Raw genomic sequence first — 25,346 nt, forward strand, 5'->3', positions numbered from 1 at the left:
AACTGATTTCTTAAATCATGAAATCAGGCTATCGTTTGAGCAAAAGAGCAAGGACTTTATGACTATGGCAGGTTACGTGCGCAATCAGTATTATATAGAGAATCTAGGCATTCCTAAATAATAAATATATTATACAAAAGCCTACTGGTTACGATTTAAATTTACTTAAACTCTACAACCCCAAACCAAGACCTACACATCCAAGGCCACGAATATAGCACTTGTCTTCTATTATAAAAAGCCAAGCGCGATCCATAAAATCTTAAAAATTAAAACCAGACTAGAATAATTTCAATTTATCTTGCTTTAAAAGTCAGAGCACATACTTTATATCCGCTTCCAGATATTAAAGGTGAGCTTTTTTATTCCTCACAAAGCAAACTGACTCCTTATAAAAAGCATAATTATTTACTTATCCATCGGCCGATTAAGTGCTTAAATTTTGCAGCAGTCTCGCCTACCACCAAAACTCAAGACCTCTCCCAAGACAATAGGAATCAATAAAATCAGCTTTAAACCAGTCTTGAATATACATTTATAAGTCTTGATGAGAGCTGCAGCCAACTAGCAACATTAGTCAGTACAGGTAGTAGCTGATAATCGAACACGATGATATATCAAAAAAATTCCTGATTGGCTCGCTGCACACCCTCTTTGCAGCTAGATACAAACTGTTCGCTTGGACTCAGAATTTTTAAATTTAGAACTCATAGTATTCCGCACCAATGCGACTCGAAGACCATAAATAAGGAGCTAAGGCTAGACACTCGCGATATAAATCCAGCACCCTAAAGCAACTGACAACATGTGTACCCCGTCTGCCGTGTCACATTTGAGACACTAAACAACTTACATACATAAGGCGGACAAGTCTTGCGTCTTTTTATCCGCAATGGGACATTGTGATATTCGGACGCCGATTGCAATATAGTCCCCCCTTATCAAGCTTTAATACTAGCAAGATTACTCCAGCTCATTGACACGATCTCGCAACTCTTTACCCGGCTTAAAATGCGGAACGTATTTTCCATCCAACGTTACAGATTCCCCTGTTTTAGGGTTTCGCCCTGTACGAGGTGAACGATAATGCAAAGAGAAGCTGCCGAAGCCTCGTATTTCAATACGATCTCCGGTTGAGAGCGCTTGGGCCATTTGCTCAAGCATTGTCTTGATAGCCAGCTCAACATCGCGAGCTGACAGCTGCCCTTGCTCCGAAACGATACGTTCGATCAACTCCGACTTGGTCATGGAATTTTCCTTCTTTTTCAAGCGGCTAGATCATTTTTTAAATCTTTTAGCATGACTGCTTGGCTTTGAAAAGCATATACCCAGCAAAAGGCTGTAAATTTATTTGACGCTAAACATATAACCCCTTAGATCTGAGAAGCTTTTTTTAGGCAATAAAAAAAGGGTGGCCTAAGCCACCCCTTTCTTAGAAAACCTAAGGTGATTAACCCTGGTTTTCCATCTGCGCCTTGATCAGGTCACCGATAGTAGTCGGGCCTGCGCTCGGCTCCTGCTTGTTACGCAGGGACGTCATCGCTTCCTTCTCATCGTCAACATCCTTAGACTTGACGGAAAGGCTGATCACGCGGCTCTTACGATCGATGCTGATGATCTTGGCTTCAACTTCGTCGCCTTCCTTCAGAACGTTACGCGCATCTTCAACGCGATCACGGCTGATTTCAGAAGCCTTCAGAACGCCTTCGATCTCATGGCCCAGAGTGATGATGGCGCCCTTGGCGTCAACTTCCTTCACTGTACCACGAACGATGGTGCCCTTCTCGTTCAGAGCAGCGTAGCTGGAGAACGGATCGTCTTCCAACTGCTTGATGCCCAGAGAAATGCGCTCACGCTCAGGATCAACGGACAGGATAACGGTATCCAGCTCATCACCCTTCTTAAAGCGGCGTACGGCTTCTTCGCCCGGCTCGTTCCAAGAAATATCGGACAGGTGAACCAGACCGTCTATGCCACCATCCAGACCAATGAAGATACCGAAGTCAGTAATGGACTTGATAGTACCGGAGATACGATCGCCCTTGTTGAACTGACCGGAGAACTCTTCCCATGGGTTCGGACGGCACTGCTTGATACCCAGAGAGATACGACGACGTTCTTCGTCGATATCCAGAACCATAACTTCCACTTCGTCGCCAACCTGTACGACTTTGGACGGGTGGATGTTTTTGTTGGTCCAATCCATTTCGGATACGTGTACCAGACCTTCAACGCCTTCTTCCAGCTCAGCGAAGCAGCCGTAATCAGTCAGGTTAGTAACACGAGCCTGAACACGTGTACCTTCTGGGTAACGCGCCTTGATAGCAACCCATGGGTCTTCGCCCAGTTGCTTCAGGCCCAGGGATACGCGGTTACGCTCGCGATCAAACTTCAGAACCTTAACGTCGATCTCGTCACCAACATTAACGATTTCGGAAGGATGCTTGATACGCTTCCATGCCATGTCAGTGATGTGGAGCAGGCCATCTACGCCGCCCAGATCAACGAACGCACCGTAGTCGGTGAGGTTCTTGACGATACCGCGAACCTGCTGACCTTCCTGCAAGGACTCCAACAGCGCTTCACGCTCGGCACTGTTCTCAGCCTCAAGAACGCTACGGCGAGAAACAACAACGTTGTTGCGCTTCTGGTCAAGCTTGATGACCTTGAACTCTAGCTCTTTGCCTTCCAGGTGGGCAGTGTCACGCACAGGACGGACATCAACCAGGGAGCCTGGCAGGAAAGCACGGATGCCGCTAACGTCAACAGTGAAACCACCCTTGACCTTACCGTTGATAACACCCTTGACCACTTCGTCAGCGTTGAACGCAGCTTCCAGGACCAGCCAGGACTCAGCGCGCTTGGCTTTCTCGCGAGACACTTTGGTTTCGCCGAAACCGTCTTCCACGGCATCGAGAGCCACATGGACTTCATCGCCCACGTTGATAGTCAGCTCGCCTTGTTCGTTGTAGAACTGCTCGAGCGGAACAAGACCCTCAGATTTCAGGCCAGTGTCGACAACTACCCAGTCACCATCGATGGAAACCACAGTACCTGTGATGATGGCACCCGGTTGCATGTCGAGGGATTTCAGACTTTCTTCAAAGAGTTCTGCGAAGCTTTCGCTCATGTTTATACCTGTAATGTTGGGTACACGATGCACCCGATCTACCGCATCACCAGCCAATGCGGGGTTCGTTATCAATATCCAGCAGACAGGTTGAGACTGGTTCCTGCCTGCCTTCACCAAATATCCCAGGATAGGATAATCTGGCTGTCATCCTGCCAGGTCACGCTCGGCGGCCAATGCAAGGATGTGGTCGAGCACTTGTTCAATCGAGAGATTCGTCGAATCCAGGACAATGGCATCATCTGCCGGCTTGAGTGGAGCGACGGTGCGCTGAGTATCACGCTCGTCGCGCTCACGAATCTCTTCGAGGAGACCCGGCAAAGTAACACTTTCACCCTTTTTCTTCAACTGAAGATAGCGCCGTCTGGCGCGTTCTTCGGCGCTAGCGGTCAGAAATATCTTTAATTCCGCATCTGGGAAAACCACGGTTCCCATATCCCGACCATCCGCAATAAGGCCAGGCGCCTCGCGAAAGGCTTTCTGTCGCTGCAACAACGCTTCACGTACAGCCGGCAGGATCGCCACCTGTGAAGCGCCTGCCCCGATATCTTCGGTTCGAATGAAGTCGGTAACATCCTCCCCCTCTAGGACAATGCGCTGACCATGCTCATGCCCAGCCTGGAATTGCACGTCCAGATACGCTGCCAACGCCTTGAGTGACTCCTCATTCGTCAGGTCAACGCCGTGGTTGCGCGCTGCGAAGGCCAGCAGGCGATAAAGCGCTCCGGAGTCCAGTAGATTCCAGCCCAGACGGCGGGAAAGAAGTGCCGCGATAGTGCCCTTCCCAGAGCCTCCTGGCCCATCGACTGTAATAACCGGAGCGGTACTCATCATACGGAAGCCTCTTCTTTCACACGAATCCCAGCTTTAGCTGCCAGTTCAAGAAAGCCGGGAAAGGAAGTTGCAACATTTGCACAATCACGAATTCGTATCGGTGCGCTCGCTCGCAGCGAGGCCACACTAAACGCCATTGCGATGCGATGATCACCATGACTTTCCACTTCTCCACCACCCATGGAGCCGCCCTCGATCACGATTCCATCAGGCGTAGGAATAGCACTTACACCCAGTACTTTCAAACCATCAGCCATGACCTGAATACGGTCAGACTCCTTGACACGCAACTCTTCCGCACCTCGCAGAACGGTACGCCCTTGAGCACAACTGGCGGCAACAAACAGAACCGGGAACTCATCAATTGCCAGCGGCACCAACGCTTCCGGTATTTCGATTCCCTTCAACGTAGCTGAACGGACGCGCAGATCAGCTACAGGTTCTCCCCCTACCTCACGCTGATTCTCAAGCGTAATGTCGCCACCCATCAGGCGCAGGATATCGATGACCCCGGTACGAGTAGGATTGATACCCACGTGTTCAAGAACCAACTCGGAGTTTTCCGCAATGCTTCCGGCCACCAGGAAAAAAGCTGCCGAGGAAATATCTGCAGGTACTTCGATACGATTGGCAGTGAGCGTGGAGCCCGAGCGCACTCTTGCCACATTACCTTCTACCGTCACCGGATAACCAAACCCCTGCAACATTCGCTCGGTGTGATCACGCGTCGGAGCAGGCTCAGTAACCGATGTCTCCCCTTCGGCATACAGGCCTGCCAGCAATAGGCAGGACTTAACCTGGGCGCTGGCCATGGGCATGTCGTAATGGATACCTTTGAGCTTCTGTCCGCCGCGAATGGTCATCGGTGGCCGTCCCTGCTCTGCTGTTTCGATAACAGCCCCCATCTCCCGCAACGGATCGGCAACCCGGTTCATGGGTCGCTTGGAGAGCGAGGCATCACCGGTCAGGGTGGTATCAAATGCCTGAGCGGAAAGAATCCCGGACAACAGTCGCATTGAGGTGCCTGAATTTCCTAGGTATAGCGGACCTGCAGGCGCCTTGAGGCCATGCAATCCCACACCATGAATGGTTACACGACCATTGGTGGGCCCCTCGATGACGACCCCCATATCACGGAACGCCTGCAGCGTAGCGAGGGCATCCTCACCCTCAAGGAACCCTTCCACCTCTGTCGTTCCATCCGCCAGGGAGCCCAGCATGATTGATCGATGCGAAATGGACTTATCTCCGGGCACTCGAACGCGTCCGGACAACGAGCCGCCAGGATTGGCGATATAGGTAAGATCTTTAGTTTGCATAGCGTCCACATAGGCCCGGCGGGCCAGTATTTTGCCGAAATGCTCGCGGGCAACCCGGGCGCGGGTAAAGACACCCAGCAGCTGATGCCCATCCTGTGTAATGACAGCCTGACGCAATGCATCCAGGTCGTCACGAAATGTATCCAGTGTCCGCAGTACGGCTTCCCGGTTGGCTAGAAAAATATCGTGCCACATGACCGGATCACTGCCAGCGATACGGGTGAAGTCTCGAAAGCCACCAGCGGCATAACGAAAAATCTCAAGGTTCTCACTACGCTGGGCGAGCGAATCAACCAGGGTAAAAGCCAACAGATGCGGCAAATGACTGGTAGCAGCCAACACCTCATCATGGTGGTCAACCGTCATGTATTCAACATCAGCACCCAGTGCCCGCCAAAGTAGATCAATATTTGCAAGCGCCTCAGCATCCACCTCATCAAGGGGTGTAAGAATGACTTTGTGCCGCTTGAATAGTTGACCATTAGCCGCCGTAACACCGCTCTTTTCAGAACCAGCGATTGGATGCCCTGGGACGAAGCGGAACGCTTTGCCGGCAAAGGCCTTTCTGGCTGCCCGGGCAACGCTGCCTTTTGCACTCCCAACATCGGTCAGCACAGCCTGACCGATGTCGAGAGCCGCAAGCTCTGCAAGGACTCGTTCCATGGCAAGAATGGGAACCGCCAACTGGATAACGTCTGCATTCTGACAAGCAACGGCCAGCTCTGCCTCAGCGCTATCAACAACCTCTAACTCAACCGCTAGACGCCGTGTTTCTCTATCCCGATCTACGCCGACCACTTCATGAAACAGGCCGCTCTCCTTCATGCCCTTGGCAAACGAGCCGCCAATCAGTCCAAGTCCTACTACGACGAGACGACCAAACATGGGGACCTTTTGCGATTCAACCACGAGCCAGCACCTTGGCAAGCGCCTCAAGGAAACGACTGTTTTCCTCTTTCGTACCAATAGAAACACGAAGGAATGTTGGCATGCCGTATCCAGCGACCGGACGGACAATCACACCCTCTTGCAGCAATGCCTGATAAACAGGCGCGGCCGGTTGCCCGAGATCAACCGCGATAAAGTTTCCCTTGGAAGGAATCCAGGAAAGTCCCAGCTGCTGAAAACCCTGTTCAAACTGAGCCATTCCCTCGTCATTGACCTGACGACTTTTAGCCAAGTAATCAGCGTCATCCATAGCCGCGCATGCTGCAACCAAGGCAAGGCTGTTGACATTGAATGGCTGTCGTACGCGATTCAATACATCCGCAATCTGCGCTGAAGAAATGGCATACCCCACCCGTAACGAGGCCAAGCCATAAGCCTTGGAGAATGTACGTGAAACCAAGAGGTTGGAGTGGTCCGCCAGATAGCTCAAACCATCCGGCAACTCGTCTCCCTCGGCATACTCAATATAAGCTTCATCAAGCACCACCAACACATTCTCGGGTACCGCCTTCAGAAAGGCCGCCAAAGCGTGTGGACCAAACCAGGTACCTGTTGGGTTATTGGGATTAGCCAAAAAGACGATTCGCGTATGCTCGTCGATAGCCTTGAGCATCGCATCCAGATCATGCCCCCAATTCACGGCGGGAACTGCACGACCTTCGGCACCAATTGCCTGCGTCACCAGAGGATATACGGCAAATGCATGCTCGCTAAATACCGCATTAAGACCAGGAGCTAGGTAAGCGCGTGCAACCAGCTCGAGAATATCGTTAGAACCGTTGCCCAAGGTTATCTGATCGATATTGACGCCGCATCGACTGGCAATTTTCTGCTTGAGCTCAAACCCATTGCCATCCGGGTACCGTGTCAGCTCAGCCAGCTCGGCTCTTATCGCCTCAGTTGCCTTGGGACTCGGGCCTAATGGATTTTCATTGCTCGCCAACTTGACGATACGCTGAGGATCCAGTCCTAATTCGCGCGCCAACTCATCGACTGGCTTGCCTGGAACATAAGGTGAAAGTTTCTGCACGCCTGGCAAGGCTTGCGCTAGAAAATCGCAGCTCATCGTAACCTCATAATGGCCGGATTCCCGGCACCCATTAAACGAATGGACGCCATGGTAGACCATGCAGCCGCGGGAACCCAGCCCAAGGCACAGGATTACTCAATGACAACTGATCTATATGAGTAATGCTCATCACCTTGATGCAAGGTAGTCAGCCATTTTAAAAGGCCAGAAAAAAGGGCGGCGTAATCACTTACGCCGCCCTTTTCTATTAACCTAAGCTAGCCAGAAGCTTTTCCCATTCCTTGTTTTCTTTCTTGGACACTCCTCCAAGCAGCTCTATGGCCTGACGCAAGCGGAAGCGTGTGAGGTCGGGACCAAGAATTTCCATAGCATCAAGGACCGAGACGGAGCTGGCCTGTCCAGTGATAGCTGCAAACATCAACGGCATCACGTCTCGCAGCTTGAGCTCAAGTCCCTCGGCTACACCCTGAATACATGCCGTAATATTATCCTTGGTCCACTGCCGTAGCGATTCCAACTTCCAGAGAGTCAGCTGCATTACCTGGCGCACCTGATCTGGAGAAAGCTTCTTGTGAGCAAACAACCCCGCATCCAGCGGCAAAGCGCCGGCAAAAAAGAAACTGGCCAGCGGTGCAATCTGACTGAAGGTTTCAACACGCCCCTGTACGTGAGGCGCGATCTTCATCAGGTAGTCAGGGTTGAGCGCCCATTTCTGCACCTCGGCAGCAAATGCCTCCACGCTCAGCTCACGGATCCACTGTCCGTTTAGCCAAGACAGTTTTTCAATGTCGAAAATGGGGCCGCCAAGCGAGATACGATTGATATCGAAGTGCTCGATCATCTCAGCCAACGTGAACTTTTCACGCTCGTCCGGCATTGACCAACCCATCCGGCCCAAGTAGTTCAGCATGGCCTGGGGCAAATATCCCATACGCTCATAGAACGTTACGGACGTCGGGTTCTTGCGCTTGGAAAGTTTGCTCTTGTCTGGATTACGCAGCAACGGCATATAGCACAGTGCAGGTTGCTCCCAACCAAAGTATTCGTACAGCTTGATGAGCTTAGGTGCGGAAGGCAGCCACTCTTCGCCACGCAAAACGTGAGTAATGCCCATCAGGTGGTCATCGACCACGTTAGCCAGGAAGTATGTCGGCAAGCCGTCTGCCTTCATTAGAACCTGCATGTCCATGCGGTCCCACGGAATTTCGACATTGCCGCGCAGCATATCCGGCACGACGCAGATGCCTTCTGTTGGTACCTTCATTCGTATGACATGGGATTCACCCTCAGCAATACGACGCTGCGCCTCGGCAGGATCGATATGCATGCAGTGTCCATCATAACGGGGCGTTTCCTTGCGGGCCGTCTGCTCGGCACGCACCTGATCCAGACGCTCGGCCGAGCAGAAGCATGGGAACGCATGTCCCTTGGAGACAAGCTCGTCGGAGTACTTCTTATAAATCTCACCCCGCTCACTCTGGCGATAAGGTCCATGTGGACCTCCTACGTCAGGACCCTCGTCCCATTCGATACCCAGCCAACGTAGCGCATCATAGATCTGCTGTTCAGACTCACGCGTAGAGCGAAGCTGATCGGTATCCTCGATACGCAGGATGAACTGACCGCCATGCTGACGAGCAAAGCAGAGATTGAACAAGGCGATGTAAGCGGTACCGACATGGGGATCGCCAGTAGGCGACGGTGCGATACGCGTGCGAACAGTGGTCATGGAAGGTCTCGACACAGAACAATACAAAAGGAGATGTTAGCAGCGGGCAAGCCTTGGCTTCCAGCGCCGAAAACACAAAGGCCCGGCTTTAGGACCGGGCCTTTGTGTTTGACACTCACTCAAGCCGCCATGAGGCGCTCACGCAGTTGCTGGATTTCATCACGCAGTTTGGCTGCGGCTTCAAATTCCAGATCACGCGCCAGCTTGAGCATACGCTCTTCAAGCTGAGCGATCCGCTTGGTGATATCTGCCGGTGAACGCAGCTCGGCCTCATAACGACCGCTGTCCTCGACTGCCTTGACGGCACGACGCTTACCGCGGGCACCCGGAACAGCCGCACCTTCCATGATATCGCGGATATCCTTCTTGATTCCCTTGGGCACAATGCCGTTAGCCTCGTTAAAGGCCAATTGCTTGGCTCGGCGCCGCTCTGTTTCATCAATGGCACGCTGCATGGAGCCTGTCATCGAATCGGCATAGAGAATCGCCTTGCCGCTCAGGTTACGTGCTGCACGACCAATCGTCTGGATAAGAGAACGCTCTGAACGCAAGAAGCCTTCCTTGTCAGCATCCAAGATCGCAACCAGCGAAACCTCCGGCATATCCAGTCCCTCACGGAGCAGGTTGATACCGACGAGCACATCGAACGTTCCCATTCGAAGATCGCGAATGATCTCTACCCGCTCTACCGTATCGATGTCAGAGTGCAAATAGCGAACCCGAACATCATGATCGGCCAGATAGTCCGTTAGGTCTTCAGCCATGCGCTTGGTAAGGGTTGTCACCAGAACGCGCTCATCCTTGGCTACTCGCAAGCGAATTTCAGAAAGTAGATCATCTACCTGTGTCGTTGCTGGGCGGATTTCAATCTCTGGATCGACCAGGCCTGTCGGGCGCACCACCTGCTCAATAACACGGCCGGCATGCTCTGCTTCATAAGGCCCTGGCGTTGCTGATACAAATATGGTTTGCGGACTCCCCGCTTCCCACTCCTCGAATCGCAGCGGGCGATTATCCAGAGCCGAAGGCAGTCGGAAGCCATACTCGACCAGCGTCTCTTTACGTGAGCGATCGCCTTTGAACATCGCCCCTATCTGCGGCACGGTTACGTGAGATTCGTCGATCACCAGCAGCGCATCAGGAGGTAGATAGTCATACAGGGTTGGCGGCGGCTCACCCGGAGCACGCCCGGACAGATACCGTGAGTAGTTTTCGATGCCATTGCAGTAGCCCAACTCCATGATCATTTCCAGATCAAAGCGGGTTCGCTGTTCAAGTCGCTGCGCCTCAAGCAGGCGGTTTTGCGTACGCAGGAATTCCAGCCGATCCTTGAGCTCCGCCTTGATATGCTCAATGGCCTCAAGCAGCGTATCGCGTGGCGTGGCGTAATGCGTCTTGGGATAGAAGGTAAAACGCGGCAGCTTTCTGATGACCTCCCCCGTCAAGGGATCGAAGGCAGAAAGATTTTCTACCTCGTCATCAAATAGTTCTACGCGAATAGCCTCAAGGTCAGACTCAGCCGGGTAAATATCGATCACATCACCGCGCACCCGAAACGTTGCACGGGAGAACTCCATATCGTTGCGCGAATACTGTAATTCAGTCAGACGTCGTAGCAGCGTGCGCTGATCGATACGGTCTCCGCGATCCAGATGCAGCACCATCTTGAGGTAAGCCTTGGGGTCGCCCAGGCCGTAGATGGAGGATACTGACGCTACGATGATTGCATCACGGCGCTCCAATAATGCCTTGGTTGCCGACAGTCGCATCTGCTCGATGTGATCGTTGATAGACGAATCCTTCTCGATAAAGGTATCCGAGGAAGGCACATAGGCTTCTGGCTGATAGTAGTCATAGTAAGAGACGAAGTACTCGACAGCATTGTCAGGAAAAAAGGCCTTGAATTCTCCGTACAGCTGAGCCGCCAATGTTTTATTGGGCGCCAGCACGATCGTGGGTCGCTGAATCTGAGCGATGACGTTGGCGATACTGAAGGTTTTGCCCGAACCGGTCACACCCAGCAAGGTTTGATGTGACAGGCCAGCATTGATCCCTTCGACCATCTGGCGAATCGCCTCCGGCTGGTCACCAGCCGGGGTATAACGTGTAGACAATTGAAATGCAGACATGAGCTTCCTCAAGAGGAGGTGCAGAGAGCCATCCTGCCCGAGATGCACCCCAAATAACCAACACGAACCCAGCGTTTCGTTGTCTGTACTCCTGGAATGACATTGCTATCCAGACTCTTTTAAATGCGTCCTGACAGCATATTTTTCAAGCATTGAACATTAGTCTAGTTACTGCCAGGCGGGACCTGTTTTTTGTCGCCCCGACAGACGATGCCCGCTATACTGTCTCCCCGCTTGCGCACAACGGCAATCGGGTCTTGTGCGTGTTTTCATTCTTCTAAATCGAGCTTGCGCACAATGAGTTTGTTCTCTGCCGTCGAAATGGCTGCCCGCGATCCAATCCTGGGCCTAAACGAAGCCTTCAATGCCGATGCCCGCCCTACCAAGGTCAACCTGGGCGTTGGTGTCTATTACGACGAGCAGGGCCGCATCCCCCTGCTACGCGCCGTAGAAGAAGCGGAAAAGAAACGCGTTGTAGCCCGCGCGCCGCGTGGATACCTGCCCATTGACGGTATTGCCGCTTATGACGAAGCAGTGCAAACCCTGCTGTTCAGTCAGGGCTCTCCACTGATCAGTGAAGGCCGTGTTGCTACCATTCAGGCATTAGGTGGAACCGGTGCATTAAAGGTTGGCGCTGATTTTCTCAAGCGTCTCCTGCCTGATGCCACGGTAGCCATCAGTGATCCGAGTTGGGAGAACCATCGTGCCCTGTTCGAGGCGGCAGGCTTCCCCGTACAAAACTATCGCTACTACCATGCTGCCACGAATGGTCTGAACCGCGGCGGCCTGCTGGAAGACCTTAACGCCCTTCCTCCGCATTCCATTGTGGTATTGCATGCATGCTGCCATAACCCGACCGGTGTCGATCTGCAGTTGGACGACTGGAAGGAAGTGCTGGAAGTCATCAAGACGCGCGAGCACGTGCCCTTCCTGGATATCGCTTATCAGGGATTTGGCGATGGCATCGAGGAAGATGCTGCAGCTGTCCGCCTGTTTGCCGAATCAGGTCTGACCTTTTTCGTTTCTAGCTCGTTCTCAAAATCATTTTCTCTCTATGGCGAGCGCGTCGGCGCACTTTCGATCGTAACGGCTGATCGCGAGGAAACCGCTCGAGTGCTGTCGCAAGTCAAGCGTGTAGTACGCACCAATTACTCCAATCCGCCGACGCACGGTGCCACGATCGTTGCGACTGTTCTGCGCGATCCAGAGCTACGCGCAATGTGGGAGGCCGAACTGGCAGAAATGCGTGATCGCATCCGTAGCATGCGCCATGCTCTGGTAGAAGGACTCAATGCAGCCGGTGCCAAACGCGATTTCAGCTTCGTCAATGGACAGCGCGGCATGTTCTCCTATTCAGGACTGACGACCGACCAAGTTGATCGCCTGAAAGCTGAGTTTGGTATCTACGCGGTAGGAACTGGCAGAATCTGTGTAGCGGCACTGAACAGGAACAATCTGGACGCGGTTATCAAGGCTATCGCCGAAGTTCTCTAAGGTTTTTTTGTCTAAGGAGAAGTGTTGACTTCTCCTTAGCAATCAGTAAGATACGTTTTGTTGTTCCGCGATAGCTCAGTCGGTAGAGCAAATGACTGTTAATCATTGGGTCCCTGGTTCGAGTCCAGGTCGCGGAGCCAAATTCAAAACCCAGCCAGTGGCTGGGTTTTTTTATGGGCGCATCCAGGCTTCATACGGTAGCGTTCATGCAGAAATTCAATAGCGATCAAGCGCCCCGTGTTTTCCTTTTGCTGTACACTCCCGCCCTTTTTGCAAACTCTGCTTTGCAATCAGGTGCTGCCATAGGCAGTTGCCTGCACTGTAAGAACCCTTTCACTGGCAATACCGGTGAGCACTATCCGAGTCTGGAGCCTATCACCAGACCCTTGCTGCCCTAGTTGGACCTTTTGTTTATGACTGCCGTCTCCCTCCCTCCGGAACAACCGACCGCCTCGCAGGGGCAATCTACAGCAGAGCAAGCCACCACGGCGGAAAAGCCCCACCTGAACCGGGTACTGAAACCCAGGCATCTGAACATGATTGCCATTGGGGGCTCGATCGGCACAGGACTTTTCGTTGCGTCAGGCGCGACCATCGCCTCAGCAGGTCCTGGTGGTGCCCTGCTCGCCTATGCCCTGATTGGTCTAATGGTGTATTTCCTCATGACGAGCCTCGGCGAGATGGCGGCCTATATGCCCGTTTCAGGTTCCTTTAGCACCTATGGAAGCCGCTTCGTTGAGGATGGCTTTGGCTTCGCCCTGGGCTGGAACTATTGGTATAACTGGGCAGTGACCATTGCAGCCGAACTTGTCGCTGCGCAGCTGATCATGAGCTTCTGGTTTCCGGATGTTCCTGGAATCATCTGGAGCGCGGGCTTTCTTGCCTTGATGTTCCTGCTGAATGTCTTTTCAGCGCGCGGATTTGGAGAAAGCGAATTCTGGTTTGCCCTGATCAAAGTACTGACAGTAGTCATCTTTATTGGCATTGGTCTAGCCAGCATCTTTGGCATCATGCACGGCGTTGAAGCCCCGGGTTTCTCCAATTTCACGCTTGGTGAAGCGCCTTTCGTGGGTGGTCTTCAGGCAATGGTAGGCGTGGCTATGATTGCGGGCTTCTCTTTCCAGGGAACCGAGCTGATTGGCGTGGCAGCAGGTGAGTCCGAAAATCCGAAAAAGAACATTCCGATCGCTATCCGCCAGGTTTTCTGGCGCATCCTGATGTTCTACATTCTGGCGATTTTTGTAATTGCCATGCTGATCCCTTATACCGACCCACGCCTGCTGCAAAACGAAGCCAGTGACATTAGCGTTTCCCCGTTTACGCTGCTGTTTGAACGTGCAGGCTTCGCTGCTGCAGCTGGCATCATGAATGCTGTCATTCTTTCTGCCATTCTGTCTGCCGGAACTTCTGGCATGTACGCCTCGACGCGCATGCTGTTTAGCCTGGCCGAGCAGGGTAAAGCCCCCCGTCTGTTTGCCAAGGTCTCGCGAAACGGCATTCCACGTAATGCTCTGTACGCGACAACACTGGTAGGCGCCCTGTGCTTTTTGACCTCGATTGTTGGCGATAAAGTACTTTATACCTGGCTTCTGAATACCTCAGGCATGTGTGGCTTCATTGCCTGGCTGGGCATTGCCATTTCCCATTATCGATTCCGCAAAGGCTATATCGCTCAGGGTGGGAGACTCGAAGACCTGCCCTACCGGGCCAAACTCTTCCCTTTCGGGCCGCTACTTGCATTCGCTCTGTGCCTATTCATTACCATGGGGCAGAACTACACGGCGCTTATTGGCGAGCAGATCGACTGGGCAGGTCTGGCAGCAACCTACATCAGCATCCCTCTGTTCCTGCTGATCTGGCTGGGCTACCGCTTCAAGCACCGCAGCCGACTGGTTCGGTATAAAGAGATAGACCTGAGCTCTGGCGATTAACACCTTTGACCCCGGCTCACGGCCGGGGTCTAGCTGGCATAGAGATAGGCTTCGATATCAATACCGGCCTCACGCATCTGTGCAAGCTTGTAACGCAGGGTGCGTGCACTGATGCCCAGCCGATCAGCCGCTTCCTTACGCCTTCCTCGCTCAGCACGTAACGTTTCCATGATGACCTCGAATTCACGGCGACGCAGGTCATCTCCCAACGCCCCTGCAGTTAGTGATTCATCAAGAGCAGTAGGACTTAAAGGCGTTTTGACTGCAGTCACTGGCGGGGCGATATCACGCGCAACAAATCCGGGAGCACCGTCAAGGCATAGGTCTTCAGGCTCAATGGTACCCGCCTGCTGCAGAATCAAGGCTCGCTGAACCGCATTATCCAATTCGCGAACATTTCCCGGCCAACCGTAGTGCTGAAGCAGCCTGGCAGCTCCTTCCGAAAACACAATACCGCTCTGCCCTGCCCTGGCGGCATGCTTTTTCAAAAGCCGATCTGCAAGCGGCAGAATATCCGCAGGGCGCTCACGAAGCGGTCGCCATGCCAAGGGAAAAACAGACAGTCGATAATACAAGTCTTCTCGAAAGCGCCCGGCGGCTACCTCAGAAGAAAGGTCCCGGTTGGTAGTTGCCAACACTCGAATATCCACCTGCTTGGGTTTGCGCGCACCAACACGCTCTACCTCTCGCTCTTGAAGCACCCGCAGAAGCTTGGCCTGTAACCCTAGTGGCATCTCGGATACTTCATCCAGCAGGATGGTGCCACCATCAGCCAATTCGAACTTGCCTGGCTGTGAGGCGATGGCACCGGTAAAAGCGCCCTTCTCATGACCAAATAAGGTGGCTTCAAGCATGTTATCCGGGATGGCTGCGCAATTGATGGCTACGAAAGGTCCGGCTGCACGCGTTGATTGCAGATGGATATAACGAGCCAATACTTCTTTCCCTGTACCGGATTCGCCAGAAATCAGCACGGTTGAGTCACTTTTTGCAACCCGGGCCGCCAAGGCCAGGAGCTGACGACTTGCCGGCTCATGGGCAACAGGGCTGTCTTGTTCATCAGCGGCTGAATGGCTTACATAGCGCTCGACTCGCTCCAGCAGCACCCGAGGGTCGAATGGCTTGACCAGATAATCCACAGCGCCTTGCCGCATAGCGTCCACAGCACGCTGAATGGAGCCAAACGCGGTCATCAGCAGGACCGGTATATGCCATTGTCTCTGCTGAATACATGCCATGAGCTGATGACCATCCATGCCGCCCATGTTCACATCACTGATGACCAGCCCATAAGCGCTCTGACCCAGTGCTACCAGTGCAGACTCTGCACTGTCGACCGAGTCGAAATCGAAGCCACCGACCTCTAGCGTATCCTCCAGTGCTTCGCGCAGGGCCGCATCGTCTTCTACCAGCAGAATACGAGCGCTCATAGGGGATTCTCCATCAGCACCAGTCGCGGTCCATGAAGCGGCAAGACAAATGTCATACAGGTTCCCCTGCCTGGCCTGGAGCGAATCAACAGGTCGCCGTGGTGAGCCTTGGCTACGGTCCTGGCTACAGTCATGCCAAGGCCGGTTCCCATGGGTTTGGTGGTGAAAAATGGCTCGCCAAGCCGCCTTACCGTTTCAACGGTCATACCGGGGCCGCTGTCGCTGATGGACAACCTCAGGGTTTCCTGCCTGGCGTACGCGTGAATCTTGTACCGCGCGGTCTTGCCTGCGGCCTGCACAGCGTTATGGACAACATTCATGACTGCACCTACAAACGTGTCCCGGTTACAAAGCACTTCTCCTACAAATGCGTCGCATTGCCATCGCAATTGCAGATCTTCCAGGTAGGGATTGGCAATTGACTGGATGGCAGCGAACAACTGAACGGGAGAAACTCGATCATTGAGCGGCAGCTCACCGCGCGCAAAGATCAACATATCCTGAACCTGGTTCTCAAGCTCATGGAGGCGATCCTTGAGTCGGCTGGCAAATCGTTGCTGCTGCTCGAATGGCAACGGACGCTCAGACAGGTGGCCTGCATACAACATGGCGGCAGATAAAGGTGTACGAATCTGATGCGCAAGCGAAGCAACCATGCGCCCCATGGAGGATAAGCGCTCATGGCGAGCCAGCTGCTCTTGAAGGCGGCGCGTTTCAGTCATATCGCTCAGCATGATGAGCTGACCGGGCTCACCGTCCAGCGAGCGTGTCGCCAATGACACCCGACGACCACTTTTGAGTGATACCTCATGCCCATCATCTTTGCGAGGCGCGAAGCAGCGACCGATAACGTCCCGCCAAAGCGTTCCTACCAGCGGCTCGCCTAGTAGATCGACTGCAATAGGATTGGCCTCGCAGACAACGCCCTGCCCATCCAGAACGATGATGCCGGCCGGAAGAATATCGAGAAGACTTTGCAGTCGGTTAGCCAGCCGCTCCTTCTCTGCCAACTCCTGAACACGTTGGGCGGTTTCGCGTGCAAGCTCACCTTTCAGATCCGATAGACGATCTTCAAGCCAGCCATACGGCTCATTGAACAGATCGGAGATGGGCTCAAACAGAACACTAGCCTGCTCAAGTGTTCGTCTGACGTCATCCGTAGAAGGCGTATTAGAAGGAACCGGCGTTACAGATGAACTCATGCAGTACTCTCTGTTTAATGACAGGAAGTCGTCACCAAACAGAGAGTGTGCAAGCTGCGTGCCGTTAGTAGAGGCACCTCAGAGGCAAGCGTTATTCCTCATCCGCCAGTTCGTCCTCACGGCGACCCATACCATACTTGCGCATCTTTTCGACCAAGGTAGTACGCCTGATACGCAAGCGCTCGGCCGCCCGAGCGACCACACCGCCAGCATCATCAAGGGCTTGCTGGATAAGGCTTTGCTCAAGATTCGCCAGATAATCCTTGAGATCCAGCCCTTCTGACGGCAGTAGTGCAGAGGATGCTGCCGGACCCGGGAGACTGGCTAGCGCTACCGCTTCACGCTCTTCAAGTTCTTCACGCAAGGATGTGGTCATTGCGTCGTTTTCATCTTCTACGTAACGGAATTTCTGTGGCAGCTCAGCTACACCGATAACACCATAGGGATGCATGATCGCCAGTCGCTCAACCAGGTTGGCAAGCTCACGCACGTTACCCGGCCAGCTGTGCCGGCACAGCGACATAATAGCCGCCGAGTTAAAGCGGATGGAGCCGCGCTTTTCATGCTCCATACGGGAAATCAACTCATTGATGAGCAGCGGAATATCTTCTGCACGATCCCGCAGGGGCGGCATATCGATTGGAAAAACGTTAAGACGATAGAACAAGTCCTCACGGAAGGACCCATCCTCGATCATCTTCTCAAGATTCTTGTGAGTTGCTGCAATGATGCGCACATCGACTGTTTGAGTCTTGTTACTGCCTACACGCTCGTAGGTACGCTCCTGCAACACACGTAACAGCTTGACCTGCATGTTGAGTGGCATATCGCCGATCTCGTCCAGGAAAAGCGTACCGGTGTTGGCCAGCTCGAACCGCCCGGCGCGGTTGGTAATGGCCCCGGTAAACGCACCCTTCTCATGACCGAACAGCTCACTTTCCAGCAATTCAGCTGGAATAGCGCCGCAGTTTACTGGAACAAAAGGGCCGTCTTTACGTTTTGAATGGAAATGCAGGTTGCGCGCAACAACCTCCTTACCTGTACCTGACTCACCGAGAATCAAGACACTGGCTTCGGTATCCGCGACTTGCTGCATCATTTTCCGCACGCCTTGAATGGCGCGGCTGGTGCCGACCAGGCTACGGAAAAGATTGGGCTCACGCTGGCGTCCGCGGTCTCGCGCCTGATCATACATATCTCGATAGACCTGAGCGCGATGGAGCGAGTCGAGCAGCTGGTTGTATTTAACCGGAACCTCTAAGGTCGCCAGGATGCGCCGCCGGACATCATCCGGCCAGTCGCTGTACGTGACGGCTCCTAGCAATAGAATAGGGAGGACCTCGTCAAACGCTCCCAGCTTTTTTAGCAGCTCGACGCTCCCCCCCTGCGCGTCGATCTGGCCCAGCAAAACACACAGTACTGCTCGACTACTTTCAAACGACTCGACAGCCTGCTCCCAATCAGCGCTCGTACAGGCGACATGTTCTTCGCCTAGAAAGGCCAGAATGACGGCAAGATCGTGGCGACGCTTCGCGTCATCTTCTATCAGGAGGATTTTAGTTTCACGCCACATCTTCAATTATTCCCTTTCCGCCAAAGACCACTAACAGGCATAGCCCTAGTAAAGTCAAAAGTGGGAACAGAGTCAATTTTATGACGTGTTTTTCTTACTTTAAATTTATTCCGCTGGTCGTATTCTTAGCCAAATAACTTGTAAACATTGGCCGCTTTCTTAGAACGCTTCATGCGAGACGCTTCTTTTGCAACTTCATTACGTTGCATACGACTTGCGTATATCAGCTTTCCATAAAAAGCCAGTAACTGCTCCAAACTTAAACGTAAAGCATAATCATTACGCGGCTGCTCTTGCATTGCCTCATCTATATAAAGGCGGCAGGCAAAGTCCAGCGGCCCTATGGCATCCCAGTCTTGATTATCGAGCGCGGCAGCCAAGGCTTCCCGCGTCTCGTCTATTCGTTTGATTGCCAGTGACATAACCCGATCTCCAATGTTCTCAGGCTGCGGGTGCGATACCGTCCCAACCCTCTTTGACGGTACGCAGAAGCTTGGCAACTTCATCGATTTTGGCCATATCGTTCTTACGGTTTGCCTCGATCAGACTGGTTGTCATGTACACATAAAGTTCGTTTAGGTTGCTGGCGATCTGTCCGCCCTTTTCGGGATCCAAAGCCTCTCGAAGGCCGCCAATGATATCGATGGCTTTGCCGATCAGAACCCCTTTTTCCGCGATCTGGCCGCGGCTCATGGCACCTTTAGCCTGCGCGAGCCGTGACAAGCCACCTTCCATCAACATCTGGATGAGTCGATGGGGGCTCGCTTCTAATACTTGAGCCTGAGTGCTGACTTGCTGATAGTGGCGCATGGCCGATTGCGTATACATGGAATGAATTCCTCACGTATAAATTTGATGTAGATAATGTCGGCCTTGAACGCGAAAGCTTTAAAAGAAGATGCGAACTTTTGCTGACAACTAGAACCAGGTGGCTATCGGCAAGCGTAAATGGCTGGACATAAAGAGCAGGTAGACCACTCTTTATGCCCAGCATGAACAGCACCCTAATGATCAGTCAGGTAGCCACGCATCGCGCCATGCCTCAAGACGACTACCATTCAACATCCAGTCTCTCAACACCGCTTCACGAAGCGCGTCGCCCGCCTTGGCCGTAGCATCCATATCGGACAGATGCATGCGAATGGCATCCACCCAGGCCTTCGTCTCGTTTTGCACGAATGTTACGGGCAAGCCAGAACGGAAGGTCACAATATCAGTGCAGATGACCGGGAATCCACAAGCTCCATACTCCAGCAGGCGCAGATTCGTTTTACATTCGTTAAAGCGATTCTGCTCTAGAGGCGCCAATGCCAAGTCCAGATTCAAACTAGCCATCTTTTCAGGATAGGGTTCGATAGGCACAGGCTTGTGAAACTCTTTGATATAGGGGCGCAATTTTTCAGGGCACATGCCCATGAAAATCCAGTCCACCTCATCCGCCAACTCTTTGAGCACATCAACAAGAAGTTCCAGATCTCCTGTATGGCTGGTACCACCAATCCAACCCACTCGTGGTTTGGGCCCAACACGTCGTTCTGCCTTTAAGTTACCCCACCAATCCACAGGCAAATAGTTAGGCATCACACGTATATCACGGTGATATTTAGAGAATGCGTCAGCCAAAGGCGCCGTTGAGGCAACGAAACGGTCAACCCTATCCAAGACAACCTGAATCAGTTTGTCCACATCCTTGGGCATTGCGTTTCGGTGAATGCTTTTTTTAGGGACATCCACATAGTAGTCATCCATATCAATGACTCGGAAGGCTTTCGAAAACGCATAACGCCCTTCTTCAATCTGATTGATGCCCTGAGGTGTAAACTGCCGCTGATACAAAATCACATCAGGATCAAAACGCTCAAGCTCCACAGGGGACAGCATCGCCTTATCAACAATCGCACCATCAACAAGCATTGCCTCCTGCATGGCTCTGAATGGCTGACGATGGCGATAGTGTCCACAGCCCCCCGAATCAGAGGGGTGTACTAACAGTCTTGGTAAAGAACTTGTGCCAATCTTGCTCCACTCTCGCGCCTTTTCATAAGCTAACTCGAAGCCAAAGCCATCCAGGGAAAGGTTCTGGTTATACGCAGTATCGCGTGCCAATAGCGGCAGCCACTTTTCATACAGAGCATGTCGCTCAGCCTGTAAAGAGCTGTACTGATCATAATTATTACTGCGACTGTCATCAGCACCCCACTGAGTCATCAAAGCGTGGGGCGTCCAGACAGTTAAATAGCCTTCTGTCTTAATCTTGAGACACAGATCAATATCCGCGTAACCGGCCTTGAATACGGCCTCATCCTGACCTTCGACTTGCTCATAAACAGAGCGTCTAACCAGCATGCAATCAGAGCTGACGACGCTGTAGTTCTGATCAGTTACCAGGCGCTCCATATAACCTGATGCATTGGCTGGCTCACCTACATGCACAGAGCCTACCGGACCACGCAGACCAAGAATCATTCCAGCATGACGGACCAATCCGGTAGGAAACAGAACTTTAGCGCCGACAATTCCTACTTCTGGCCTTAATGCATGATTGAGCATCTCGTCCAGCCAGGAGGACTGAATAATCTCTACATCTGCTGATAACAAGAGAACATAATCGCCTTTTGCTTCTCGGCAAAGTTGATTCCGGATAACGGTTGTATCCAGATTTTCGTCATACACAGTGATAGAAAATCTTGGTAGGACAAGTTTTTTCAACTCACTTAGCCAGCCAACCGTAGATTCAGGACAACTTGCATCAGCCCCAATAAGAAGCTCAAAACGAGTGTAGGATGTTTTGGAAAGCAAGCTCTCAAGACATCTCTCCAGACTGGCCTGTGTCGTTTTTGCAGCAATTACGATAGATACGAGAGGCTGCGCTTCATGGCCATAGATAACACGATAACGACCCTCGCCTAGGCTCAAAACACGAGCGTGCTCATAGCCACGAGATACCAAATGACGTGCGAGGATAGTTTGTTCCTCAAAGGATGCGCCAAACGCCGGCTTTTCTACACTTAAAAGCGCCTCATCGACATGGCCAATGCCAGCCAAACCATTGCTTTCAATGAAACGCGTCAGCAAATCGAACTCATAGGCTTGATCAAATGCTGGGTCGAAACCGCCCAGTTCGATGAATTTCTCTTTTTTCATGAGCCAGTGAGTTGCCATAACCCCAGGGTAGCTCAAGAAATAATCCAGACTAAATGCAGGTCTTAGCGCAGCTGCAGCAAGAGAACCATCTGTCTCCTTATGAAGGCTATCGGCATAAACAGCCTGACAGTCGGGTACAGCAATTAGCTCTTGGGCCATTGTCAGCAAACCGAACGGTGTAAACGTCTCACCAGCCTGTACCGTCAGGACCCAATCACAATGGGTATTAACGATTTCACGGTTCGCATGATTGATAAAACCAGCTTCTGACTTTATGAAACGCAAACCATCAGAGCCAGAATCCTTGGGTAAATCCAAAGGAGATAACACGGTGATATCGAAGTTCTGGTAGAAGCAGTCGTTCAAGCTCTGTAACGTCTCAATTATTTTATTGATATTTCCGTCACGATCTAAAACAAAAATACCAAACCTTGGCCCACCGCAACTCTCTTGTAGGCTCTTCTCAACAAGCTTTAATGACAATACCGTTGGCGCTCTCCGCGACAGCCAAAACCTCAAAGCCGCATCAGCACCTATATTGTCGAACTCGCTTCTACGCTCAACTTTTACGCACTTATAAAAATCTTCATCTGTTTTAATCAAGCCGCCTTTTTGCATTAAGCCTTTCAGCGCCTGAGCAGTACCTATAACGCCTACATCAGGCACCTGCTTTGGGGTACAGCCGTGCTTCTCAATAAAAACCTGAGCCGCTGCCTCGACAATTTTTAAATGACTTTCTTTACCAGAAATAGTGGATTGCTCTTGCGACCACTCATCTTCGCCAAAATAATCCCAAGACTTATCAATATCAGCAAAATACCAATAAGGAGGGTGTAAATCAGCCTTGATTATTTCGTAAGTATGATCAACATGCTCTAATGCATTGTAATAACGGCTATCCATCAGCCCAACAGCTTCAAGGCAACGCTTTGAGTAATAGGAAAAAGCCCCTACAATTCCACCATATAAAGGAATTTTTACATCTCTATAGGTCAGGATTGCCTTCGGATTTGGCAGCATGGCTTTTCCAATCTTATTCGCGACCCCATGCTGACTATAATTCAGATGCTCTATACCACTAATTTTTGAAGCTTTTATATACTCCTCAAAAACTGCGTGATCTGTTATATAAATATCATCTTCGATCAAAAAAACATGATCAATCCCACGCTCGATGAAACGTGACAACGCATCATTCTTGGATGCACCAACACCTTTATTTACTTCATGATGAACAAATTCATCGACCTCTATGTTATCAAAAACAGCATGATACTTGCCGTCATTCACAACAATAAAGTAATCAACCTTATCTTTAGGAATACTGTTATATAGTCTCAGAAAAGAGTCTGGTCGATTATAGGTAACTATTGCGCAACCAATCGTTTCGCCGTTGATCATGATGACCCCTGAAGAGATATATCATTGAGCGTCAACAATATGAGCTGACGCACATCTGAGCACCTCTCATGCACTATGCATGCCAAAGCCCTTCGGACTATAAAGTCCGCATAATAAAAAACCCGGCAAGCCGGGTTTTTTATTATCAAGCAAAATTACTCTTTTCTGTTGTTAAGTGCATTTAGCGTAGTCAGCACGCTAGTACTTGTTGCGTTCAACTGAGCAACCAAAGAGTCCATAGCATTGTATTTCGCACTAAGTGCGGTTTGAAGGTTTTCAATACGCAAATCAAGAGCATCTTGCTGATCGGACAGGCTATCCAGAGTACTCTGAAGGCTCGTCTTTCTATTATCCAAAATGCCTTTTGACGCGGTATAACTATCTACCTTGTTATCCAGACGCTTAAGAATTCCTGTATCGCCCGTAAAGAAACCGGAAACGGCAGAGTAATTTTCCGTCAGTGCCTTGTCCAACTTTGTGCTGTTGACCTCAAGCGTACCATCTTGCTTGGTCATAATACCCAGCTGAGACAACATGCTAATACCTGTAGAGCTTGAGCTCTGGGTATTTACCAACTCATTACGGATATCACTGAGCAAACTACGAACAGTGGCATCACCAGTCAGAGCAGCAGCCGAAGTGGTGGTCGAGCTAGAAGAGACGGTGGAAGACACTTTAGTCAGAGAGCTCGTGGTACTTATCAGAGCATTGTATGCATCCACAAAGGTCTGAACAGATTTTTTAAGCCCTTCCTTGTCAGTGGAAACTTCAACTGTAGAAGAGCCGGTACTTACCAGGTTTACAGTCAAGCCACTAATCGTTTTATCCAGCGTATTGCTGGCGCTGGTCATGGCCAACCCGTCAATCGTAAAGCTGGCGTCCTTAGGGCGTGCATCTACAAAACCGCTCACCAAATTGCCGTTGGCATCCTTGGTTTGGACGGTGCCATCTACCTGGAAGGAAGACAGGGCGCTGTCCTGAGTGGAAATGGACAGGTCGGTGCCTGCCCCTGTAGTCGTCGAGCTCAATACCAGACGGCTGCCATTGGCATCACTCAAGATGTTGGCGGTGATACCCTTGGTTTGCAGCTGCTGATTGATAGCGTCACGTACACCCGTAAGCGATGCTCCCGCCGGAATATCAATGTCGTATGACGTTCCCGTACCCGAGGCCGAGCCTTGAGTAATGGTCAGCTTACCGGCAGCCGAGGTTGTGGCATCAGTTGCCATGACCTGCGTCGCCACTTTGGAGCTGGAGGCCAGATTACTGACGTTAAGCTTGTAAGAGCCATTTACCGCGCTATTGCTGGACGTAACGGTAGCGACCTTTTCATCGGATGATTTAGCACTCAAACCAACAAAAGAAGACGTTGTATTCAGTTTATCCAATGCAGATTGAAAGGTCTCCAAAGCGCTTTTGAGGCTACCAATAGCCGAAAGCGTGGTTTGGGTCTTCTTGGTTTGCGTATCAATCTGGTTTTGCTTCGGTGCTTTTTCAGCATTAACCAAAGCTGTAACGATAGACTTGGTATCAATTCCCGTACCGATACCGCTAACTGATGTGCCTGCCATATTAGTCCCACCTCAACAAACTTTTGACTACGTAGCCGCTGTTGTCATTGCTTAAGCATGAATCAAGCCAGCCACTAGACCTTGTCTTGAATTAATGCTGGATTTTCACTTTTCAGGCTCTGTGCCAGCTTGAGAGCTTCTTCCGAGGGCAACTGCCGAATAAGCTCACCGCTTGCCTTGGCAATGACCTTTACGACTACCGCACCGGTACTGTCGTCGATGGAGAACTCAAGGTTTCGCTGCACCGAGTCAACAAACTCTTGAATACTTTTTACAGCCTGCTCAAGTGTTTCGCCGTCCGGCTTCGTCTTTTCAGACTTAGGCGAAGTCACATCCTTCGATAGTTGAGTTTCGCTGGAGTCTGTATTTGCTTTGCTGGCGCTTCCGCTGTGAGCGTAAGCCGTGTTCAGTCTGACATTCATGTCCATGCCATCACCTCACAAACAAGAAAACGAGGAGATGCTTTCGCATCCCCTCGTTT

General features: G+C 51.6%; 17 protein-coding genes and 1 tRNA gene. 3 read left to right on the forward strand and 15 right to left on the reverse strand.

The features are described 5' to 3' along the window. Window positions 1-963 precede the first annotated feature (963 nt). From ihfB to uvrB, 7 genes are all read right to left on the reverse strand, one after another. A complete protein-coding gene (gene ihfB / locus PLU01S_RS13785) occupies window positions 964-1,248 on the reverse strand; it encodes an integration host factor subunit beta (protein WP_010797903.1) in 285 nt (94 codons plus the stop codon). A 202-nt stretch (window positions 1,249-1,450) separates the two neighbouring features. After that, on the reverse strand, window positions 1,451-3,130 hold the full coding sequence (rpsA, locus tag PLU01S_RS13790) for a 30S ribosomal protein S1 (protein WP_010797902.1): 1,680 nt from the start codon (window positions 3,128-3,130) through the stop codon (window positions 1,451-1,453). A 147-nt stretch (window positions 3,131-3,277) separates the two neighbouring features. Further along, window positions 3,278-3,964 (reverse strand): (d)CMP kinase, encoded by a 687-nt coding sequence (gene cmk / locus PLU01S_RS13795; RefSeq protein WP_074825215.1) that lies wholly within the window; start codon window positions 3,962-3,964, stop codon window positions 3,278-3,280. Continuing rightward, window positions 3,961-6,168, reverse strand: a complete 2,208-nt coding sequence (locus PLU01S_RS13800; RefSeq protein ID WP_233432149.1) for a bifunctional prephenate dehydrogenase/3-phosphoshikimate 1-carboxyvinyltransferase — start codon at window positions 6,166-6,168, stop codon at window positions 3,961-3,963. The genes cmk and PLU01S_RS13800 overlap by 4 nt, the downstream gene beginning before the upstream one ends. Before the next feature lie 16 nt (window positions 6,169-6,184). Then, window positions 6,185-7,297: a histidinol-phosphate transaminase gene (gene hisC / locus PLU01S_RS13805; RefSeq protein ID WP_074825211.1), complete on the reverse strand. Its 1,113-nt coding sequence runs from the start codon at window positions 7,295-7,297 to the stop codon at window positions 6,185-6,187. Between the two features lie 211 nt (window positions 7,298-7,508). Further along, window positions 7,509-8,990 (reverse strand): glutamate--tRNA ligase, encoded by a 1,482-nt coding sequence (gltX, locus tag PLU01S_RS13810; protein ID WP_074825209.1) that lies wholly within the window; start codon window positions 8,988-8,990, stop codon window positions 7,509-7,511. A 119-nt stretch (window positions 8,991-9,109) separates the two neighbouring features. Beyond that, entirely contained in the window at window positions 9,110-11,119 is a 2,010-nt protein-coding gene (gene uvrB / locus PLU01S_RS13815; RefSeq protein WP_074825207.1) for an excinuclease ABC subunit UvrB, read from the reverse strand. A gap of 297 nt (window positions 11,120-11,416) precedes the next feature. On the opposite strand from uvrB, the gene PLU01S_RS13820 reads away from it, so the two are divergent. The 3 genes from PLU01S_RS13820 to PLU01S_RS13830 all read left to right on the forward strand — a co-directional run bounded on the left by PLU01S_RS13820 (window position 11,417) and on the right by PLU01S_RS13830 (window position 14,544). Then, window positions 11,417-12,613 carry an amino acid aminotransferase gene (locus PLU01S_RS13820; protein ID WP_074825206.1) on the forward strand — a complete coding sequence of 399 codons (1,197 nt, stop codon included), beginning with the start codon at window positions 11,417-11,419 and terminating at the stop codon, window positions 12,611-12,613. Between the two features lie 64 nt (window positions 12,614-12,677). Next, window positions 12,678-12,753: transfer RNA gene (locus PLU01S_RS13825), tRNA-Asn, on the forward strand. Window positions 12,754-13,026: 273 nt separating this feature from the next. After that, a complete protein-coding gene (locus PLU01S_RS13830; protein ID WP_074825205.1) occupies window positions 13,027-14,544 on the forward strand; it encodes an amino acid permease in 1,518 nt (505 codons plus the stop codon). 29 nt (window positions 14,545-14,573) lie between these two features. Here the strand turns inward: PLU01S_RS13830 and PLU01S_RS13835 are convergent, their stop codons facing one another. The 8 genes from PLU01S_RS13835 to PLU01S_RS13870 all read right to left on the reverse strand — a co-directional run bounded on the left by PLU01S_RS13835 (window position 14,574) and on the right by PLU01S_RS13870 (window position 25,293). Then, window positions 14,574-15,974: a sigma-54-dependent transcriptional regulator gene (locus PLU01S_RS13835; protein WP_074825203.1), complete on the reverse strand. Its 1,401-nt coding sequence runs from the start codon at window positions 15,972-15,974 to the stop codon at window positions 14,574-14,576. Beyond that, window positions 15,971-17,176 carry a sensor histidine kinase gene (locus tag PLU01S_RS13840; protein WP_074825201.1) on the reverse strand — a complete coding sequence of 402 codons (1,206 nt, stop codon included), beginning with the start codon at window positions 17,174-17,176 and terminating at the stop codon, window positions 15,971-15,973. The genes PLU01S_RS13835 and PLU01S_RS13840 overlap by 4 nt, the downstream gene beginning before the upstream one ends. 91 nt (window positions 17,177-17,267) lie before the next feature. Then, the gene (locus PLU01S_RS13845) at window positions 17,268-18,749 is read right to left on the reverse strand and encodes a sigma-54 dependent transcriptional regulator (protein ID WP_074825199.1); all 1,482 of its coding nucleotides are present in this window, start codon (window positions 18,747-18,749) and stop codon (window positions 17,268-17,270) included. Window positions 18,750-18,874: 125 nt separating this feature from the next. Then, window positions 18,875-19,171: a flagellar protein FliT gene (locus PLU01S_RS13850; protein ID WP_074825197.1), complete on the reverse strand. Its 297-nt coding sequence runs from the start codon at window positions 19,169-19,171 to the stop codon at window positions 18,875-18,877. A gap of 19 nt (window positions 19,172-19,190) precedes the next feature. Then, complete coding sequence (gene fliS / locus PLU01S_RS13855; RefSeq protein WP_074825195.1) at window positions 19,191-19,577, reverse strand: flagellar export chaperone FliS; 387 nt, start codon at window positions 19,575-19,577, stop codon at window positions 19,191-19,193. A 183-nt stretch (window positions 19,578-19,760) separates the two neighbouring features. Then, window positions 19,761-23,294: a glycosyltransferase gene (locus PLU01S_RS13860; protein ID WP_074825193.1), complete on the reverse strand. Its 3,534-nt coding sequence runs from the start codon at window positions 23,292-23,294 to the stop codon at window positions 19,761-19,763. A gap of 155 nt (window positions 23,295-23,449) precedes the next feature. Next, window positions 23,450-24,865, reverse strand: a complete 1,416-nt coding sequence (gene fliD / locus PLU01S_RS13865) for a flagellar filament capping protein FliD (protein WP_074825192.1) — start codon at window positions 24,863-24,865, stop codon at window positions 23,450-23,452. Window positions 24,866-24,939: 74 nt separating this feature from the next. Next, window positions 24,940-25,293: a flagellar protein FlaG gene (locus PLU01S_RS13870; RefSeq protein WP_074825190.1), complete on the reverse strand. Its 354-nt coding sequence runs from the start codon at window positions 25,291-25,293 to the stop codon at window positions 24,940-24,942. Between the last annotated feature and the right edge of the window lie 53 nt (window positions 25,294-25,346).

The organism is Pseudomonas luteola NBRC 103146, from assembly GCF_002091675.1.
Taxonomy (GTDB): Bacteria; Pseudomonadota; Gammaproteobacteria; order Pseudomonadales; family Pseudomonadaceae; genus Chryseomonas; species Chryseomonas luteola.

Excerpts from the sequence above, each read along its gene's own strand:
- PLU01S_RS13850 (WP_074825197.1), bottom strand. The coding sequence starts at position 19,171 with ATGTCACTGGCAATCAAACGAATAGACGAGACGCGGGAAGCCTTGGCT.
- uvrB (WP_074825207.1), bottom strand. The coding sequence starts at position 11,119 with ATGTCTGCATTTCAATTGTCTACACGTTATACCCCGGCTGGTGACCAG.
- PLU01S_RS13800 (WP_233432149.1), bottom strand. The coding sequence starts at position 6,168 with ATGTTTGGTCGTCTCGTCGTAGTAGGACTTGGACTGATTGGCGGCTCG.
- rpsA (WP_010797902.1), bottom strand. The coding sequence starts at position 3,130 with ATGAGCGAAAGCTTCGCAGAACTCTTTGAAGAAAGTCTGAAATCCCTC.
- PLU01S_RS13870 (WP_074825190.1), bottom strand. The coding sequence starts at position 25,293 with ATGGACATGAATGTCAGACTGAACACGGCTTACGCTCACAGCGGAAGC.
- PLU01S_RS13830 (WP_074825205.1), top strand. The coding sequence starts at position 13,027 with ATGACTGCCGTCTCCCTCCCTCCGGAACAACCGACCGCCTCGCAGGGG.
- ihfB (WP_010797903.1), bottom strand. The coding sequence starts at position 1,248 with ATGACCAAGTCGGAGTTGATCGAACGTATCGTTTCGGAGCAAGGGCAG.
- fliD (WP_074825192.1), bottom strand. The coding sequence starts at position 24,865 with ATGGCAGGCACATCAGTTAGCGGTATCGGTACGGGAATTGATACCAAG.
- gltX (WP_074825209.1), bottom strand. The coding sequence starts at position 8,990 with ATGACCACTGTTCGCACGCGTATCGCACCGTCGCCTACTGGCGATCCC.
- PLU01S_RS13845 (WP_074825199.1), bottom strand. The coding sequence starts at position 18,749 with ATGTGGCGTGAAACTAAAATCCTCCTGATAGAAGATGACGCGAAGCGT.
- PLU01S_RS13820 (WP_074825206.1), top strand. The coding sequence starts at position 11,417 with ATGAGTTTGTTCTCTGCCGTCGAAATGGCTGCCCGCGATCCAATCCTG.
- fliS (WP_074825195.1), bottom strand. The coding sequence starts at position 19,577 with ATGTATACGCAATCGGCCATGCGCCACTATCAGCAAGTCAGCACTCAG.
- PLU01S_RS13835 (WP_074825203.1), bottom strand. The coding sequence starts at position 15,974 with ATGAGCGCTCGTATTCTGCTGGTAGAAGACGATGCGGCCCTGCGCGAA.
- PLU01S_RS13840 (WP_074825201.1), bottom strand. The coding sequence starts at position 17,176 with ATGAGTTCATCTGTAACGCCGGTTCCTTCTAATACGCCTTCTACGGAT.
- cmk (WP_074825215.1), bottom strand. The coding sequence starts at position 3,964 with ATGATGAGTACCGCTCCGGTTATTACAGTCGATGGGCCAGGAGGCTCT.
- hisC (WP_074825211.1), bottom strand. The coding sequence starts at position 7,297 with ATGAGCTGCGATTTTCTAGCGCAAGCCTTGCCAGGCGTGCAGAAACTT.
- PLU01S_RS13860 (WP_074825193.1), bottom strand. The coding sequence starts at position 23,294 with ATGATCAACGGCGAAACGATTGGTTGCGCAATAGTTACCTATAATCGA.